The sequence below is a fragment of the Aeromonas sp. R4-3 genome (genome assembly GCF_040908275.1).
Taxonomy (GTDB): domain Bacteria; phylum Pseudomonadota; class Gammaproteobacteria; order Enterobacterales; family Aeromonadaceae; genus Aeromonas; species Aeromonas rivipollensis.
This window is the reverse complement of sequence record NZ_JBFODK010000020.1, coordinates 98861-114046: the sequence shown is the minus strand read 5'-3', so window position 1 is coordinate 114046 and position 15186 is coordinate 98861. Positions and strand designations below refer to the sequence as shown.

General features: G+C 65.7%; 18 protein-coding genes. 10 read left to right on the top strand and 8 right to left on the bottom strand.

Annotated features, from left to right (window positions below; translation table 11 throughout):
- Positions 1–4 precede the first annotated feature (4 nt).
- Both AB5Y91_RS04205 and AB5Y91_RS04200 read right to left on the bottom strand, forming a co-directional pair.
- On the bottom strand, positions 5–541 hold the full coding sequence (locus tag AB5Y91_RS04205; RefSeq protein WP_368169146.1) for an MgtC/SapB family protein: 537 nt from the start codon (positions 539–541) through the stop codon (positions 5–7).
- Positions 542–565: 24 nt separating this feature from the next.
- Positions 566–2008 (bottom strand): RimK family protein, encoded by a 1443-nt coding sequence (locus AB5Y91_RS04200; protein ID WP_163148040.1) that lies wholly within the window; start codon positions 2006–2008, stop codon positions 566–568.
- Positions 2009–2194: 186 nt separating this feature from the next.
- Between AB5Y91_RS04200 and AB5Y91_RS04195 the strand changes: the two genes are divergently transcribed.
- From AB5Y91_RS04195 to AB5Y91_RS04180, 4 genes are all read left to right on the top strand, one after another.
- Entirely contained in the window at positions 2195–2668 is a 474-nt protein-coding gene (locus tag AB5Y91_RS04195; RefSeq protein ID WP_368169145.1) for a GNAT family N-acetyltransferase, read from the top strand.
- A gap of 27 nt (positions 2669–2695) precedes the next feature.
- Positions 2696–2941 (top strand): DUF3624 domain-containing protein, encoded by a 246-nt coding sequence (locus tag AB5Y91_RS04190; protein ID WP_106885128.1) that lies wholly within the window; start codon positions 2696–2698, stop codon positions 2939–2941.
- A 42-nt stretch (positions 2942–2983) separates the two neighbouring features.
- Complete coding sequence (locus tag AB5Y91_RS04185) at positions 2984–3730, top strand: SDR family oxidoreductase (RefSeq protein ID WP_111910704.1); 747 nt, start codon at positions 2984–2986, stop codon at positions 3728–3730.
- 224 nt (positions 3731–3954) lie between these two features.
- The gene (locus AB5Y91_RS04180; RefSeq protein WP_106885127.1) at positions 3955–4392 is read left to right on the top strand and encodes a hypothetical protein; all 438 of its coding nucleotides are present in this window, start codon (positions 3955–3957) and stop codon (positions 4390–4392) included.
- A gap of 110 nt (positions 4393–4502) precedes the next feature.
- Here the strand turns inward: AB5Y91_RS04180 and AB5Y91_RS04175 are convergent, their stop codons facing one another.
- Positions 4503–5087 carry a hypothetical protein gene (locus AB5Y91_RS04175; protein ID WP_163135791.1) on the bottom strand — a complete coding sequence of 195 codons (585 nt, stop codon included), beginning with the start codon at positions 5085–5087 and terminating at the stop codon, positions 4503–4505.
- 362 nt (positions 5088–5449) lie between these two features.
- On the opposite strand from AB5Y91_RS04175, the gene AB5Y91_RS04170 reads away from it, so the two are divergent.
- A complete protein-coding gene (locus AB5Y91_RS04170; RefSeq protein WP_234691724.1) occupies positions 5450–6625 on the top strand; it encodes an iron-containing alcohol dehydrogenase in 1176 nt (391 codons plus the stop codon).
- A 150-nt stretch (positions 6626–6775) separates the two neighbouring features.
- On the opposite strand, the gene AB5Y91_RS04165 is transcribed toward AB5Y91_RS04170, so the two are convergent.
- From AB5Y91_RS04165 to AB5Y91_RS04155, 3 genes are all read right to left on the bottom strand, one after another.
- The gene (locus tag AB5Y91_RS04165) at positions 6776–7402 is read right to left on the bottom strand and encodes a glutathione S-transferase family protein (protein WP_368169144.1); all 627 of its coding nucleotides are present in this window, start codon (positions 7400–7402) and stop codon (positions 6776–6778) included.
- A 101-nt stretch (positions 7403–7503) separates the two neighbouring features.
- Positions 7504–8772, bottom strand: coding sequence for an O-acetylhomoserine aminocarboxypropyltransferase/cysteine synthase family protein (locus tag AB5Y91_RS04160; RefSeq protein ID WP_368169143.1), 1269 nt, complete (start codon positions 8770–8772; stop codon positions 7504–7506).
- A gap of 151 nt (positions 8773–8923) precedes the next feature.
- Positions 8924–9100, bottom strand: a complete 177-nt coding sequence (locus tag AB5Y91_RS04155; RefSeq protein WP_163155370.1) for a hypothetical protein — start codon at positions 9098–9100, stop codon at positions 8924–8926.
- Positions 9101–9200: 100 nt separating this feature from the next.
- Between AB5Y91_RS04155 and sgrR the strand changes: the two genes are divergently transcribed.
- Genes sgrR through AB5Y91_RS04140 form a run of 3 tightly spaced genes read left to right on the top strand, consistent with a single transcriptional unit; the run spans position 9201 to position 12129 of the window.
- Positions 9201–10940 carry an HTH-type transcriptional regulator SgrR gene (sgrR, locus tag AB5Y91_RS04150; RefSeq protein WP_368169142.1) on the top strand — a complete coding sequence of 580 codons (1740 nt, stop codon included), beginning with the start codon at positions 9201–9203 and terminating at the stop codon, positions 10938–10940.
- A 50-nt stretch (positions 10941–10990) separates the two neighbouring features.
- Positions 10991–11386, top strand: coding sequence for a thioesterase family protein (locus AB5Y91_RS04145; protein ID WP_171275328.1), 396 nt, complete (start codon positions 10991–10993; stop codon positions 11384–11386).
- 29 nt (positions 11387–11415) lie between these two features.
- A complete protein-coding gene (locus tag AB5Y91_RS04140) occupies positions 11416–12129 on the top strand; it encodes a hypothetical protein (RefSeq protein WP_290029480.1) in 714 nt (237 codons plus the stop codon).
- A gap of 45 nt (positions 12130–12174) precedes the next feature.
- On the opposite strand, the gene AB5Y91_RS04135 is transcribed toward AB5Y91_RS04140, so the two are convergent.
- Positions 12175–12924 carry a lipase secretion chaperone gene (locus tag AB5Y91_RS04135; RefSeq protein ID WP_368169141.1) on the bottom strand — a complete coding sequence of 250 codons (750 nt, stop codon included), beginning with the start codon at positions 12922–12924 and terminating at the stop codon, positions 12175–12177.
- On the bottom strand, positions 12921–13832 hold the full coding sequence (locus tag AB5Y91_RS04130) for a lipase family alpha/beta hydrolase (RefSeq protein ID WP_368169140.1): 912 nt from the start codon (positions 13830–13832) through the stop codon (positions 12921–12923). The genes AB5Y91_RS04135 and AB5Y91_RS04130 overlap by 4 nt, the downstream gene beginning before the upstream one ends.
- Before the next feature lie 280 nt (positions 13833–14112).
- Here AB5Y91_RS04130 and AB5Y91_RS04125 point away from each other — a divergent pair, with 280 nt between their 5' ends.
- Complete coding sequence (locus AB5Y91_RS04125; RefSeq protein WP_106887797.1) at positions 14113–14538, top strand: hypothetical protein; 426 nt, start codon at positions 14113–14115, stop codon at positions 14536–14538.
- A gap of 23 nt (positions 14539–14561) precedes the next feature.
- Positions 14562–15176, top strand: a complete 615-nt coding sequence (locus AB5Y91_RS04120; protein WP_368169139.1) for a superoxide dismutase — start codon at positions 14562–14564, stop codon at positions 15174–15176.
- The last annotated feature ends 10 nt before the right edge of the window (positions 15177–15186 follow it).

Here is a 15186-nt window from a genome sequence, read left to right as displayed (position 1 = left end):
AGGGTCATTTCTCGAGGCCGCTGCCGAGCTCCTCCTGACGAGGGCTGGCCGATACGCCGTGCTCGTTGCCGTTGCGCCAGTGCTCCAGCCGGTTGTGCACCCCACGGCGCAGGCTCTTGAAGCTGGTCTCGAGGTAGTGAACCCCCACCAGGATCCCCAGGGTCACGCCGGTGAGCAGCACCGCCTGGTGCAGCATTCCCATGCCGATCAGGGCCCCGAGGGCGGCCAGCATCCAGATGGTGGCGGCCGAGGTCACCCCCAGCACCTGTCCATCCCGGGTCATCATGACCCCGGCGCCGAGGAAGCCGATGCCGGTGATGAGCTGGCCCAGTACCCGCGCCTGATCCGCAGACTGCGGGCTTACGGCGGCGCCGATGGCGAGAAAGCAGTAAGTGCCGAGCACTATGAGGGAGGAGGTGCGAATGCCGACCGGCTTGCCGTGCAACTGACGCTCCAGCCCGACCAGACCGCCGCACACCAGACAGGCCAGAATGTTGTTCCAGCCAAGGGGCGCTATGTCCCACCACTGCGTTGTCATCATACCCACCTCTGCCGATCCTGCTTGTTATCCTGCCGCGCTCTGCCCCCGGTTCTCCAGCCGTTGCCGGAAGGCCCTGGCCAGGCGCTCGTAGAGATCTTTGGCCTCTCTGTCTTCAATATCGCCACGTATCCAGGGATTGTCGATGATTTCCAGCAGCACGCAGCCCTGGCCCTGCTGGCGCAGATCCACCCCGAACAGGCCGTTGCCGAGCTGGTGCACGGCGCGGCGGGCGGTCTGCAACACCCGCTCCGGCACCTCGGTCAGCGGCAGCGCCTCGATCCGGCTCATGTCGAGGGGGTGCTTGCGGCGGCGGATGCGGTTGCCGGGCTCCGGCCGGTAGCGGCGGCAGGCGAACAGGGGCGAGCCGTCGAGAAAGCCGATGCGCCAGTCGAATTCGGCGGGGATCCGGCTCTGCACCAGCAGCAGGGCTGAGCGGCCCAGCCCCTCGTCCAGCAGGCGGGCGAGCTGGGTCTCGTCGCTCGCCATGGCGAGATCCCGGCCCTGGGCACCGTCGGGCACCTTCACCATCAGCGGCAGGCCGAGCCGCTGCACCAGCTCGTCCACCTGGTGGCGGCCACGGCGGGTCACCACCATGGTGGGGGGCATGGGCACGCCGCTGCGCACCATCAGCTCGTAGAGGTAGAGCTTGTTGCTGCAGGCGAGGATGGCGCGGGAGCTGTCGATCACCGGCATCTTGAGCTGCTCGGCGCGGCGGGCAAACTCGAAGGTGTAGTGGCCGACCGCGGTCTCGGCCCGCAGCCAGAGGGTGTCGAACTCCGGCAGCCGCTCTATGGCGGAGGGCGCCAGTATCTCGGCCTGGATCCCCTGGGCGGCGGCGGCCTGAATGAAGCGCTCTATCGCCAGGGCATCGCTGCTGGCGCGGCCATCGTTCTGATCCATCAGGATGGCGAGCTGATAGAGCGGCGCCGTCTGCTCCTCGCCCCCGGTGCCCACCAGGGCCTGGGCGTGTTGCAGCATCAGCTCTCGCTCGCTCTGGCTCAACTCCAGCGGGGAGAGGCTCTGCTGCTGGCGCACCGACCAGCCGTGACGGCCACGTTTCAGGGTCAGCTCCTGCAGCGGCAGCTGGCTCAGGCCGTAGTAGTAGCGGGCCAGCCCCCCTAGCTCGCTCTGCTCGCACTGGCCGAAGATGGCACGCACCCGGATCCTGTCCTCGCTCTGGCGGGTCAGCCAGCCCTGCAGCTTGCGCCACAGCTTGGCCGGTGGCTGCTGGGGTTGCAGCCGGCTGATGGCCTGCAGTCCCGGCAGGCAATGGTGGCTGCGGGCCTGGGCCAGCAGTGAGCAGTAATAGCCGGCGCTCAGGTGTTCCAGGCTGCGACAGAGGTTGATGATGCGGGGGCGGCCGCCCGTGGTCGGCACGCCGTGTTGCAGATAGGTGCGGGCGGTCAGCAGATAATCGGCATGGCAGGGCCAGTCGCCCAGCTCCTCGACGATGACATAGGTACTCATATTTTCGGCTCCACAGAAAGGACTGCCTGAAAAGGCAGGATCCCCAGTGGGCTTCGATGCACCGACAAGCACGACAATGGCGCGAGGGGAAACAAGAGGTTACAGTGCCTAATATTCTGCCTTGGTAACTTGTGATACAAGTCGCATTTCTGGTGCTGAGGATAAATAACCGAACAAGGACTCCCCGTGTTGACCGTGCGCGCGGCCCGAACCGATGATTTGGGCGCCATCGTGAAGCTGGAACGCTACTGTTTCCCCCCCGAAGTCGCCTTCGGCCGCAGCCGCTGGCACTACCTGCTCAGCCATGCCAAGGGGCGCACCCTGCTGCTGCAAGATGAGAAGGCGCAGTTGATGGGCTACCTCAGCGTGCTGGAGCACAGGGGCTGGGACAGGCTCATCATCCAGACCCTCGCCATTCGCTGGACGGTGCGCCGCCAGGGCTGGGCCCGGCGCCTGCTGGAGCAGGTGATCCGGGAGGGCCGGGAGGCGGGCTGGGGCGCCATCCGGCTCGAGGTGGCCGACGCCAACCCCGAGGCCCAGACCCTCTACCACAGGCTGGGGTTTCGCCCAAGGCTCAGGCTGCCGGACTACTACGGGCCGGGTCAGCATGCGCACCGGCTGGTGCTGGCGCTGCGCCCCGCCGGGCGGGACCCGTCGTGAATCGCGTCCAGCCATCGAGGGGCCGACATGGGCTGTGATGACTGCCTTGCCACCGCCATCAAGGCCAAACTCGGGCGTTGCCCGGTTTGCGCCATCCAGACCTTCGTCATCGGGGCCGTGGGCTGGCTGGTCTGGTGGTGGTGTGGCGCCGACACCTCGGTCAACGCCCTCACCGGCCTGCTGTTTGCCCTGGGGGGCAGCGGCCTGCTGCTGCTGCACCTGTCGGTCTTCCTCTGGCGCAAGGTGACGGGGCGCGAGCTGGATAATGAGTGAATTCTTTTTGTTTCAACCAGATAAATAACAATGGAGGTTCAGATGATCGCAATGGTAACGGGCGCCTCGTCCGGGTTTGGTGAGGCCATCAGCCGTCAGCTGGTGCAGGCTGGTTACAGGGTGATAGGCACAGGTCGCCGTGCCGAGCGGCTGGCTGCCCTGGCCGACGAGCTGGGGGAGCAGTTCCTGCCGCTGGCGTTCGACGTCCAGGACAAGGCGGCCACCCGCGCCGCCATCGAGGGGCTGCCGGCCGCCTGGCAGGAGGTGGATCTGCTGGTCAACAACGCCGGGCTGGCGCTCGGGCTTGAGCCTGCCCACAAGGCGGATCTGGAAGACTGGGAGCAGATGATAGCCACCAACATCAGCGGCCTGACCCTGCTCACTCGCCTGCTGCTGCCGGGCATGGTGGCGCGCAATCGCGGCCACGTGGTCAACATCGGCTCCATCGCCGGCACCTACCCCTACCCGGGCGGCAACGTCTACGGCGCCACCAAGGCGTTCGTGAAGCAGTTCAGCCTGAACCTGCGGGCCGATCTGGCGGGCACCGCCATCCGCGTCACCAACCTGGAGCCTGGCCTGTGCGGCGGCACCGAGTTCTCCAACGTGCGCTTCCACGGTGACGACGCCAAGGCGGCGACCGTCTACCAGGGGGTGCAGGCCATCCAGCCGGAGGACATCGCCAATACGGTGCTCTGGGTCAGCCAGCAGCCCGCCCACGTCAACATCAACAGCATTGAGATCATGCCGGTGGCCCAGACCTTCGGCCCGCTGCAGATCAGCCGTCGCTGAACCCCGTCTTGCCGGGATGAGAAGAGGCACCTCTGGGTGCCTCTTCTCGCTGCTGCCCTGTCGTTTTTCTCCGCCTGCCCGCTGCGCTATCTGGCGTCATTCATCCGCTATCCCAGGTCGCTGCCACCCAGTGGTCAAGTTGGCCTGCAACTTGCTGAGTCATGGTTATTGGCGGGGAGTCTCTCCCCGGACGCCGGCCTGGCCGGCAGCAGCTTGGAGCCTTCATGGACATCAAACCTTATGGTCAGCAACTCGCCCAGAGTGCGTCCCACAGCCGTGCCCTGGCCACCCTCAGTGGCGATGACAGCCAGCAGGGGAGCTGGGATCAGCAGGTCAGCCTCTCCAGCCAGGTGCTGACCGGCAAGGCGCAGCAGGTACTGACTTACGAGCATCTGGCCAGAAGCGGCAAGAGCGCCTCCCTGGCCGGGAGCGCCAACAATACGGTGGTACAGCAGCTGGTGGACAAGGCACTCGGCTTCGATCGCAAAAAATTTGACGATCTCGAGAGCCAGATCAAGGGGGTGGCCGACAACAAGGCGCTCTCGGCCGAAGAGCGTGAGACCCAGACCCGGGCCCTGACCGAGCAGCGTGATGCCATGCTCAAGGCGGCCATGGACAGGCTTACCGGCAAGTCGTCGAGCGGGCAGAGCGCCCAGGCCTGATACCAACGACTCGAACGGCAATCTTTGGTGTCAACTGGGCAAGATTTTGCCCCGGATGCGAAGGATGAAGCAGGGAGCGCCAGCGCCCTCCCTGCCGCAGACGGTGTGCCTCAGGGCTGTTTGGGCACTATCCCTATGGCGATGGCCGTGGTCTGGACGGCCTTGATCTGATCACCCTTGGCGATCAGGGCGAACTGGGCAGGATCCTTCACCTTGAGGGTGAGGGTATCGTCCACACCCTTGACCCTGATGGTCTGCTGCGCCTTGTCGACGTCGATGACGTCGGCATAGATGGTGACCTGCATGCCAGCCCCGGCGCCCGGCTGCTCGCCGGCGGCCGCCTTGCTCCCCTCTACTTCCACCACCCGCTTTCTCACGCCGGCTGTGCCCTTGAGCAGCTCGAGATCCAGCAGTTGCAGGTAGCGCAGCGCCACCACGTCCCCCACCTTGAGGTTCTGGAGGTTGGTCACCTCTTCCCCGGCGACCAGATCGAAGGTCTTGCCTTCGGCATTCTTCAGGCTGATCTTGCGGGTCGCGAGATCGATGGCGGTGACGGTCGCCTCGGCCTTCACCTCTTCTGCCAGGCTGGCCTGGCCCGGGGTGACGGCCACATTGGCGGTCACTTCGGCGGCCTGTATCAGGGGATTGACACAGAGAGTGAGCACTCCTGCGATCCATGCGTGCTTCAGTTTCATGATTGAGACCCTATGACTGGAAAACAGAACCCCGCGAGAGGCGTCAGGATGACGACATGGCGCGGCGCCATGACGGAGCGGGGAGTGTTCCCCCGGCTCCAGTGACACCATAGCAAAGTCACACCTGAGTACCATCATGTCAAAGAGAGCGCATCGCCATTTTGATGGCTCGCTCCCGTTTTTTGCCCCGATGGGATGACGGCATGGCGCGGCGCCATGAGGGAGCAGGGGAGTGATCCCTCTGCCCCCGTTTTTTGACCTGATGGTATGACGGCATGGCGCGGCGCCATGGGGGAGCAGGGGAGTGATCCCTCTGCTCCCGTTTTTGACCTGATGGGATGGCTGGCGCACAATCCCCCTGCATGCATTCAACCGAGGGCTCTGCCGTGTACAACTTCCAATATGCCAATCCCACCCGCGTCTGTTTCGGGGAGGGCCAGATAGCCACGCTGCCGGAGCTGATACCGGCGGGCAGCCGCCTGCTGGTGCTCTACGGCGGCGGCAGCATCAAGCAGAACGGCGTCTATGAGCAGTTGACCCAGGCGCTGGCGGGGCGGGAGTGGCAGGAGTTTCCCGGCATAGGCGCCAACCCCCAGTACGATCAGCTGATGGAGGCGGTGGATCTGGTCAAGCGCGAGCGCATCGACTTCCTGCTGGCGGTCGGCGGCGGATCCGTGGTGGATGGTACCAAGTTCGTGGCCGCCGCGGCCTGCTTCGAGGGGGAGGATCCCTGGGACATCTTGCTGGACAAGGCGCCCATCAAAGCAGCGTTGCCGCTGGGCTGCGTGCTGACCCTGCCTGCCACCGGCTCCGAGAGCAATCCCGCCGCCGTGGTGAGCCGGGGGGAGGCCAAGCTCTCCTTCTACAATCCGCTGGTGCTGCCCCGCTTTGCGGTGCTGGATCCCACCACCACCTACAGCCTGCCGGTGCGCCAGGTGGGCAACGGCGTGGTGGATGCCTTCGTCCATATCCTGGAGCAGTACCTCACCTTCCCGGTGGGAGGGGATGTGCAGGACCGGCTGGCGGAGGGCCTGCTGCAGGTGCTGGTGGACAACGGCCCGCGGGCGCTGACGGAGCCCACCAACTACCAGGTGCGGGCCAACCTGATGTGGGCCGCCAGCCTGGCCCTCAACGGCCTCATCGGGCGCGGCGTGCCCCAGGACTGGTCCACCCATGCCATAGGCCACCAGCTCACCGCCCTGCACGGGCTGGATCATGCCCAGAGCCTGGCGGTGGTGCTGCCCTCCCTGCTGCGGGAACAGGCGGCCCAGAAGCAGGAGAAACTGGCCCAGTTCGCCGAGCGGGTCTGGCACTCCCGCCGGGAGGACAAGGCGCTGCGCATCGAGGAGGCCATCATCCGCACCGAGCAGTTCTTCCAGCAGATGGGGGTGGGCACCCGCCTCGCCGACTACGGCCTGAACGAGAGCTGCATCCCCGCCATCTGCTCCAACCTCAAGCGCTTCGGCCTGACCGCCCTCGGTGAGCAGCAGGACATAGATCCGGACAAGGTCGCCAGGATCCTTTCACATGCTCTTTAAGTCTGGGGTTCCAGCTTCGGGCGACAGAGAGAGCCGGGCAATAACAGCCGCGCGGATCCTTTCCCACACCCTCTAAGCCTCGGCTCCCGAGCTGAAAAGAAAACGCCCCGATTGTCGGGGCGTTTTGCATTCCAGGGCAGGGGCATTCGATCAGGCGCTCTGATCCAGCTCGCGCTCCAGGGCTGCCGCCTTCTGGCGGGCCGGATGGGTATTGAGGCGTTCCCAGTAGCTCTTAAGGTGCGGGAACTGGGCCAGCTGGCCGCTTTGGGCCAGCAGATCCACCAGGAAGGAGTTCATGATGTCGGCGCCGGAGAGGCGATCCCCCACCAGATAGTGGCGGCTGGCCAGCACCTCGTTGAGATAGCCCAGCACCTTGGCGCACTCCGCCTTGGCATAGCCCGGCAGGAAGCGCATCGGGCTGCCATCCTTGCGCACGAACATGTCCAGCAGCAGCGGCAAGATGCCGGAGCTCTCGGCGAAGTGGATCCATTGCAGGTACTCGGCATACTCCGGGCTGTCGGTGGCTGGCGCCAGCCGATCCGGGGCGTGGCGGGCTATCAGGTACTCGGTGATGGCGCCGGATTCGGCCAGCACCCGGCCGTCGAACTCGATGACGGGTGACTTGCCGAGGGGGTGGATGGCCTTGAGCTCGGGGGGAGCCAGGAAGCTGGTGGCATCGCGCTGGTAGGCCTTGATCTGGTAGGGCAGGCCCAGCTCTTCAAGCAGCCAGATGATGCGTTGGGAGCGGGACTTGTTCAGGTGGTGCAGGACTATCATGGGAACCTCGATGGGTGGCGGAAGCGGCTGATACGCGCTGGCGTGGTGACTGGTTCACCGGCAGACAAAAAAGAGCGGACAGATGCCCGCTCTGTGCTGACTCAGGCCTCCAGCGCCTGATCCAGATCCGCCAATATGTCTTCGATCGCCTCGATCCCCACCGACAGCCGGATCATCTCCGGCTTGACCCCGGCCCTGGCCTGCTCGGCGTCACTCAGCTGGCGGTGGGTGGTGGAGGCGGGGTGGCAGGCCAGGGACTTGGCATCCCCTATGTTGACCAGCCGCTTGAAGATCTTGAGCGCATCGTAGAAGCGCACGCCCGCTTCATACCCTTCCTTCAGACCGAAGGAGAGGATGGCCGAGGGGCGGCCGCCCATGTACTTCTCCGCCAACGGATAGTGGGGGTGACCGGGCAGACCGGCGTAGCTGACCCAGGCGACCTTGGGGTGATGCTTGAGGTGGTGGGCGACCCGCAGGGCGTTGTCCACGTGGCGCTCCATGCGCAGGCTCAGGGTCTCCAGCCCTTGCAGCAGCAGGAAGGCGTTCATGGGGGCCAGGGCTGCGCCCGTGTTGCGCAGGGGGACAGTGCGTACCCGGCCTATGAAGGCTGCCGGCCCGAAGGCTTCCGTATAGACAACCCCGTGGTAGGAGGGCTCCGGCTGGGTGAGCTGGGGGAAGCGTTCGGCGTTATCCGCCCAGGGGAACTTGCCCGAGTCGACGATGACACCCCCCAGCGAGTTGCCGTGGCCACCCACGTACTTGGTGAGGCTGTGCACCACTATGTCGGCGCCGTGCTCTATGGGTTTGCACAGCACGGGGGTAGCGACAGTGTTGTCGACGATAAGCGGCACACCGCGGGCGTGGGCCACCCTGGCGAAGGCCGCCAGGTCGACGATGTTGCCCGCCGGGTTGCCTATGCTCTCGCAATAGACCGCCTTGGTCTTGTCGTCGATGAGGGCGGCGATGGCCTCGGCGCTGTCATCCCTGGCGAAGCGCACCTCGACCCCGAAACTCGGCAGCATGTGGGCGAACAGGGTGTAGGTGCCACCGTAGAGTTGGGGGGTGGAGACTATGTTGTCGCCGGCGGCGGTCAGCGCCTGAATGGCGTAGGTGATGGCGGCAGACCCCGCCGAGACCACCAGACCGGCTATGCCCCCCTCGAGGGCGGCCATCCGCTGTTCCAGCACGTCGTTGGTGGGGTTCATGATGCGGGTGTAGATGTTGCCAGGCACCGCCAGGTTGAACAGATCCGCCCCGTGCTGGGCGCTGTCGAACTCGTAGGCCACCGTCTGGTAGATGGGCACGGCCACCGCCTTGGTGGCGGGATCGTGGGAAAAGCCGTGGTGCAGGGCCAGGGTCGCATCTTTCATCACACACTCCTTGTTGGACGTCGTCGCCATTATGGATGGATAGACGTCCAATCTAGCAGGCCCTGCGCCGATGTAAACCACCCAATCCGGCAAAGCATAGAGGCTTGCAGTGATCCTGCGGCGCCCTTCCCTGCCCGGAGTCCTGACCCAATCAGAGGCGACGGCGATACTCCCTGTCGTCTATCTGGTGCATGTCCCACTGCATCAGGCGGTTGAGCTGATGCATGGGATCCTCGATCAGGGCAAGCGGGCGGGGCAGGATCCGGCGGAAGTAGCGGCGCATTCCTTGCTGGATCCGGTTCGGTGCATGGGGGTTGGTCTGGCTCATGATGGTGCTCCTGTGCTGTGGTGCTCACGTTCGCCAACAGTATTGAGCTAAAATGAGGAAGTAAAAACTGACGAATTGACTGACAAGGATTTCCTCTTTTATGCCCAGCAGCCGCCTCTACCAGCAATTTCAACGGCTCGCCCAGCAGCTTGGCTGCGATGAGCGGGAGGCCAGCCTCGCCGAGGTGGCGGACTTGCTCTGCTGCACCCCGCGCAACGCCCGCCTGCTGCTGCGCCGCATGCAGGATCAGGGCTGGCTCAGCTGGTCGGCCGAGGCGGGACGGGGGCGGCGCTCCCGGCTCATCCTGCTGGACAATCAGGAGAGCCTGACTCGCCGCCGCCTGCGGGATCTGCTGAGCCAGGGGCAGCTCGCCCAGGCGGTGCGGCTGGCGGAGGGGCGGCTGGACTTGCTCACCCCGCTGCTCATCGAGCAGCTCGGTCAGGCTACCCGGGAGGGGCGCCAGATCCTGCGGGTGCCCTACTACCGGCCGCTGCCCCGCCTGCTGCCCACGGATCCCCTGCGCCGCTCCGAAATTCACCTGAGCCGCCAGATCTTCAACGGCCTCACCCGGCGAAATGAGGAAAATGGGGAAATCGAGGGGGACTTGGCCCACCACTGGGAGTGTCTGGGCCCCTGCCACTGGCGCTTCTATCTGCGCCCGGCGGTGCGCTTTCACCACGGCCGCGAGCTGACAGTGGAGGATGTGATGGAGAGCCTGCTGGCCTTGCGGGATCGTCCGCTGTTTGCTCACCTCGCCCGGCTGGAGAGCTGCTGGCCGCGCACCCTGGATCTGCACCTCGACAGCCCGGATCCCCTGCTGCTGCACCTGCTGGCGGAGCCGGTGGCGGCCATCCTGCCGCGCGAGCTCAAGGGGGAGGCGGGCTTTGCCCTGCAACCGGTGGGCACAGGCCCCTACAGAGTCACCGCCAACGATCCCCTGCAGCTGTGCCTTGAGGCCTTCGACGACTACTTCGGCCTGCGGGCCCTGCTCGACGAGATCGACATCTGGATGCTGCCGGAGCTGGCGGAGCGGCTGGAGAGCCACCTGCAGCTGGGGCGCGACAGCCCCGAGCTCGGCACCATGCGCGGCGAGTCCGAGCTCGAATCCGGCTGCTACTTCCTGCTGCAGGACGACAGATCCCCCCTGCTGCAGGATCCCGCCTTGCGCCAATGGCTGACCCGGCTGCTCAACCCCATAGCCCTGATGGGGCGGGTCGCCCCCGAGCTGCAGCGGGGCTGGACCAGCGCCCTCGGCCTGCTGCCCCACTGGCGCGAGGCCCTGCCCGCCGAGGAGCCTAAACCGGCGCTGCTGCCGACCCGGCTGGTGCTGGCCTGTTTCAACCAGCATCTGGAGTTCAACGAGTGCGCCAATGCCATGGCCAGCCTGCTGGCAGAGCAGGGGATCCGGCTCGAGGTACGCACCCTGGATTACGGCCGCTGGGTGAGCGGCGCCGATGAAGATGTGGATCTCTGGCTCGGCACCTTGAACCTGGAGCATGAACACGCCTTCGCCCCCTACGCCTGGCTGCAGGGCACCCCCTTGCTGCGCCGGGTATGGGGGGGTCAGCAGGCCCTGTGGCAGGGATTGACGCAGTGGCGCGCCAGCGGCGCAGAGCCTGGCCCGCGCGCCTTGCTGGCCGAGGTGCAGCGTCAGGGCTGGTTCGTGCCGCTGTTTCACCACTGGCTGGAGCTGGAGAGCCGGGTCGGCGTGCATGGGGTGCGGATGACGGCCCTCGGCTGGTTCGATTTTCGCAGCGCCTGGCTCAAACCCGAACAGGGGATGGCGGCGCCGGAAACTGGAGGCGGCTCCCACCCGGATGCCGGGACGCTTGAGTCATAAGGGTTGGCGCGCTAGCCTGTGCGCGGTCCTACGACAAGGAGTCTAAACCTATGCTGGAAATGCAGATCCAACCCCGTTTTCAAGAGACGGACGCCCTCGGCCACATCAACAATACGGTGCCGGCGGTCTGGTTTGAATCGGCCCGTGATCCCCTGTTCCGCCTCTTCTCTCCCGAGCTGGATGTGCACAACTGGCATCTGATCATCGCGGGCTATACGGTGCAGTTCAAACGGGAGCTGTTCTATGGCCAGCAGGTATTGATCAAGACGGGGGTGCGGCGCATCGGCACCAGCTCCTTCACCCTCTGGCAGGAGGCCTGGCAGGGGGGTGAGCTGGCGGTGACCGCCGAGACGACCCTGATCCATTTTGACTACCAGACCCGTCAGTCCATCCCCCTGAGTGACACGCACCGGGAGGGGCTGAGGGCCTGGCTGGTAGAGAGTTAACCTGGCCTTTGGGCCATCACAGGACACTTATGCGCAAGACAGCGATCGCCCTGAGCCTCGGCTTGGGACTGGGACTCTGCTCCCTGCCTTCTCTGGCCACCACCCTGGCCGAGCAGTTCACCCTGATGGAGAAGGGGGCCGACTATGGCCTCGACACCCGGCTGTTCAGCCATGACGGTGTGGACATCAAGGCCTGGATCGACGGGGTTCCCGTCATCATAGCCGTGCCCATACTGAACGAGCAGGGCAAGCAGGAGGGGGAGAGCCGCTACTACTTCAAGGGGGGCAAGCTGTTCGGGGTGAAGGAGCCCGCCGCCCAGTTCGCCTTTGACGACGACGGCAAGCTGACCCAGTGGCTCGACGAGAAGGGCCAGCCGGCGGAGTTCGTCAGCAAGATGAGCATGCAGCAGCGGGAGGCCTGGCTCACCCGGCGGGCGGGCGAGCTGAGCGCGCTGTTCGTGCCGAGTCAGGCGGAGCAGCAGGCAGGTGAAGGCGGCGTCAAGTTGAAGGGGGCCGAGCTGACCCAGTGGCTCTGCAACGGCAAGCTGATGGCGCTCGCCAAGGGCGACAAGGTGACCTTCGAGCAGGCGAAGCTCAAGACCAGCCCAGAGGGCATGAAGGGGGAGGTCTCCCTGCGCCAGGAGAAGGGGTGGCAGGATCTCTGCCTCACCTGCGAGGTACAGGGCACCCAGGTGACCCGCCTCACCTGGCAGCCATTGCCAGGAGCCAACAAGCCGCAATAACGGCATCGAGGATCGACGAGGGGGCCAGCAGGGCCCCCTCGCTATTTATGGTCGCTCCCCGAGCCTCAGCCGGGTCAGCGCCTCCACCCGCCGCCACTGCCCGGGCTCGAACCAGCGCGCCAGGATCGCCTGCTGCTGCTCGGCCCGCTCCAGGGGGAGCAGGGGCTCGAGCTCCGCCAGATAGCCCGCCAACTGCCGATCGAACCCTTGCTGGCTCTGCGCCAGCTGGCGCAGCCGATCCACCGCCTCAGGTCCCAGCTGCTCCAGCAGCATGGCATCCCGCTCGGCGGGAGAGACCCGCTCCAGCCGCTGCAGATCGCCGAGCAGACGGCCGTTGGCCTCGGCCTCCCTGAACCACTGGGGTTGCTCCGCCAGCCAGAGCGCCAGCTCCTCCCCCAGCATCACCCTGTCGGCGGCATCGGACTCTGCCAGCGCCTTGCGCCTCAGGGTCCACTGCTCCATCAGCCTCTCTTCGGCAAAGAGCGACGCCTGTTCGGCGGGGCTGAAGTGTTGCCGGCGCAGCCGCTCACGCTCGTCAAACAGCAGTTGCAGGCTGGCGAGGCCCGGATCCGTCGGCACCGTCAGGCTCCCTTCCGCCCGCAGAAACTGGCGGTAGCGGGCCAGCATGGGGTCCTCTTCGTCCGTCTCGCCCTGCTCCAGCCGCTGGGCCAGCTGGTGGCGCAGGGCTCCCCGCTCGGGGGCCGCCGCCAGATCAGGGGCGGGCTCGGGCCAGAGCAGGAGTGCACCCAGCAGGGCCGCGGCCAGGGAGAGGGCGACCAGCAGTATCCGTCTCATAGCCCCAGCCTCTGTAAGCGGTTGGCATGCTGGCGATAGAGGGTGACGGGATCCGTGTCGAACAGGTGGTGGATGCCGAACGACTGGTTCACCTCGTCCAGGTGGTTCATCCGGTAAGCCGTGCCTATCACCTTGCCGAGGTGGCTGCTGCAGACCCCGACCAGGCCGTCATTGGGCTCGTGAAAGAAGCTGCCGGTCAGGGCCAGCGCCGGATCCACGGGATCCAGTATGTTGGTCATGTTGCCGCGCCCGCTCCAGGAGAAGTAGTAGACGCCATTGTCGGCCAGCAGCGGCCCCTCGCCGCAGTGCTGGCTGGGCAGTCCTTCCGGATAGCGCTGGTTGAAGCGCTGGGCCCCGGCGCGGGTCAAGGCATCGAGGGAGGCGAGGGGATCCTGGGGCAGGTCACTGCCGCCGGAGAGCAGCGAGATGACCCCGGAGAGCGCCGAGGCGGCGGCCACCGCCAACTGCTCGGCCACCGAGCCCGGCGCCACCCTGGCGCGCACCAGATCGGCGATCTCGGAGCCCTGGTTGACGCCCCCCACGCTGGTGGCGGAGGCGACCAGCTCGGGGGCGACCGAGGCCACATAGCGAATGGTGGGGCCGCCGTGGGAGTGGCCTATGAGGTTCACCTTGTCGGCCCCCGTGATGGCGAGCACCTGCTGCACCTGCCTGAGCAACTGCTCGCCGCGCAGCTCCGAACTCTGGGTGGCGGAGACCTGCGCCACATAGACGCGGGCGCCGTCCCGGGTCAGGGCCTGGGGAATGCCGTAGAAATAGTCGACCCCGAGCAGCTTGTCGAAGCCGAACAGTCCGTGCACCAGCACTATGGGGTAGCGGGTCTGGGTATAACCGGCCCCCTGGCCCAGCATGGGCAGGGCGCACAAGAGCACCAATAGCCATCTTTTCATCTTCACCATCCTTGTGAAAACCGGCTGCGCTCCGGCAGCCACCGGCCTCATGCCAGTAGCAGCAGCATGGTAGCTGAACTCAAATGTATCTGTGGATGGGATCACTAAACCGGGGATTGCAGAAAAACCCTACCCATATGGGCAAAAAGGGGCCGCGCCAACTATTCCTTGTGTCCGCCCATCAAATAAGTTAAATAATAATTATTATCATTTGAGTGTCTAAGTCATGACGTTAACCTGGGTGAAGGGATGGGTCGGTGCCACCGACGGGGAGAGCAGCATGGCGCACTGGAAGGCGCAGACCCTCTGTGGCAATCGCCACTTCGACGCGGGTGAGCACGCCAGGGCGCTCGACTATTACCAGCAGGCCCTGTGGCTGGCCCGTCAGCAGTTCCCCTGCTGGCCGGATGCGGACGAAGCCGTGGCAGCCCTGGTGGTGGCCCACCACAACCTGGCGGATCTGCTGGTGGCCATGACGCTGCCGGACAGGGCCGCCGACATCTTGTGCCATATCCACGACTGCCTGCTCGCCACCAGCCAGTCTCCCGCAAGTCCGGATCCCCTGCGGGCGGCGGCCCTGCGCCATAGCCGTGGCACTCGCACCGAGCTGCTCGCCTTCGTGCGCAAGCACGGTCATCACGACGGCATCTTGCGCTGCCTCGGTCAATGTCAGTGCCAGAACGAGCCCGCCCATCAATTGCATTGAGCCCAACAAGAGAGAGAACGAACATGAGCCATACCTTGCCTGCCCTCGCCTATGCCTATGACGCGCTGGAGCCCCACATAGACGCGCTGACCATGGAGATCCACCACAGCCGCCACCACCAGACCTACATCACCAACCTCAACGCCGCTCTGGCCGAGCTCCCCGAGTTGGCGGCCCTGCCGGTGGACGAGCTGCTGCTGAGCTTCGACAGCCTGCCGGCCAAGGTGCAGGGTGCGGTGCGCAATCATGGTGGCGGTCATGCCAACCACAGCCTGTTCTGGCAGGTGATGAGCCCGCAAGGGGGCGGTGAGCCGAGCGGTGAGCTGGCCGAGGCGATTGCCCGGGATCTGGGGGGCCTGGATGCCTTCAAGCAGGCCTTCACTCAGGCGGCCCTGAGCCGTTTCGGCAGCGGCTGGGCCTGGCTGGTGGTGGACAAGGCGGGCCGCCTGCAGGTGGTGAGCAGCGCCAACCAGGACAGTCCCCTGATGGAAGGGCTGGTGCCTGTCCTGGGGCTGGATGTATGGGAGCACGCCTACTACCTCAAGTACCAGAACAAGCGTCCCGACTACATAGCCGCGTTTTACCAGGTGATCGACTGGGACGAGGTGGCCCGCCGCTACCGGCAGGCGCTGGCCTGAGCCCTTTTTT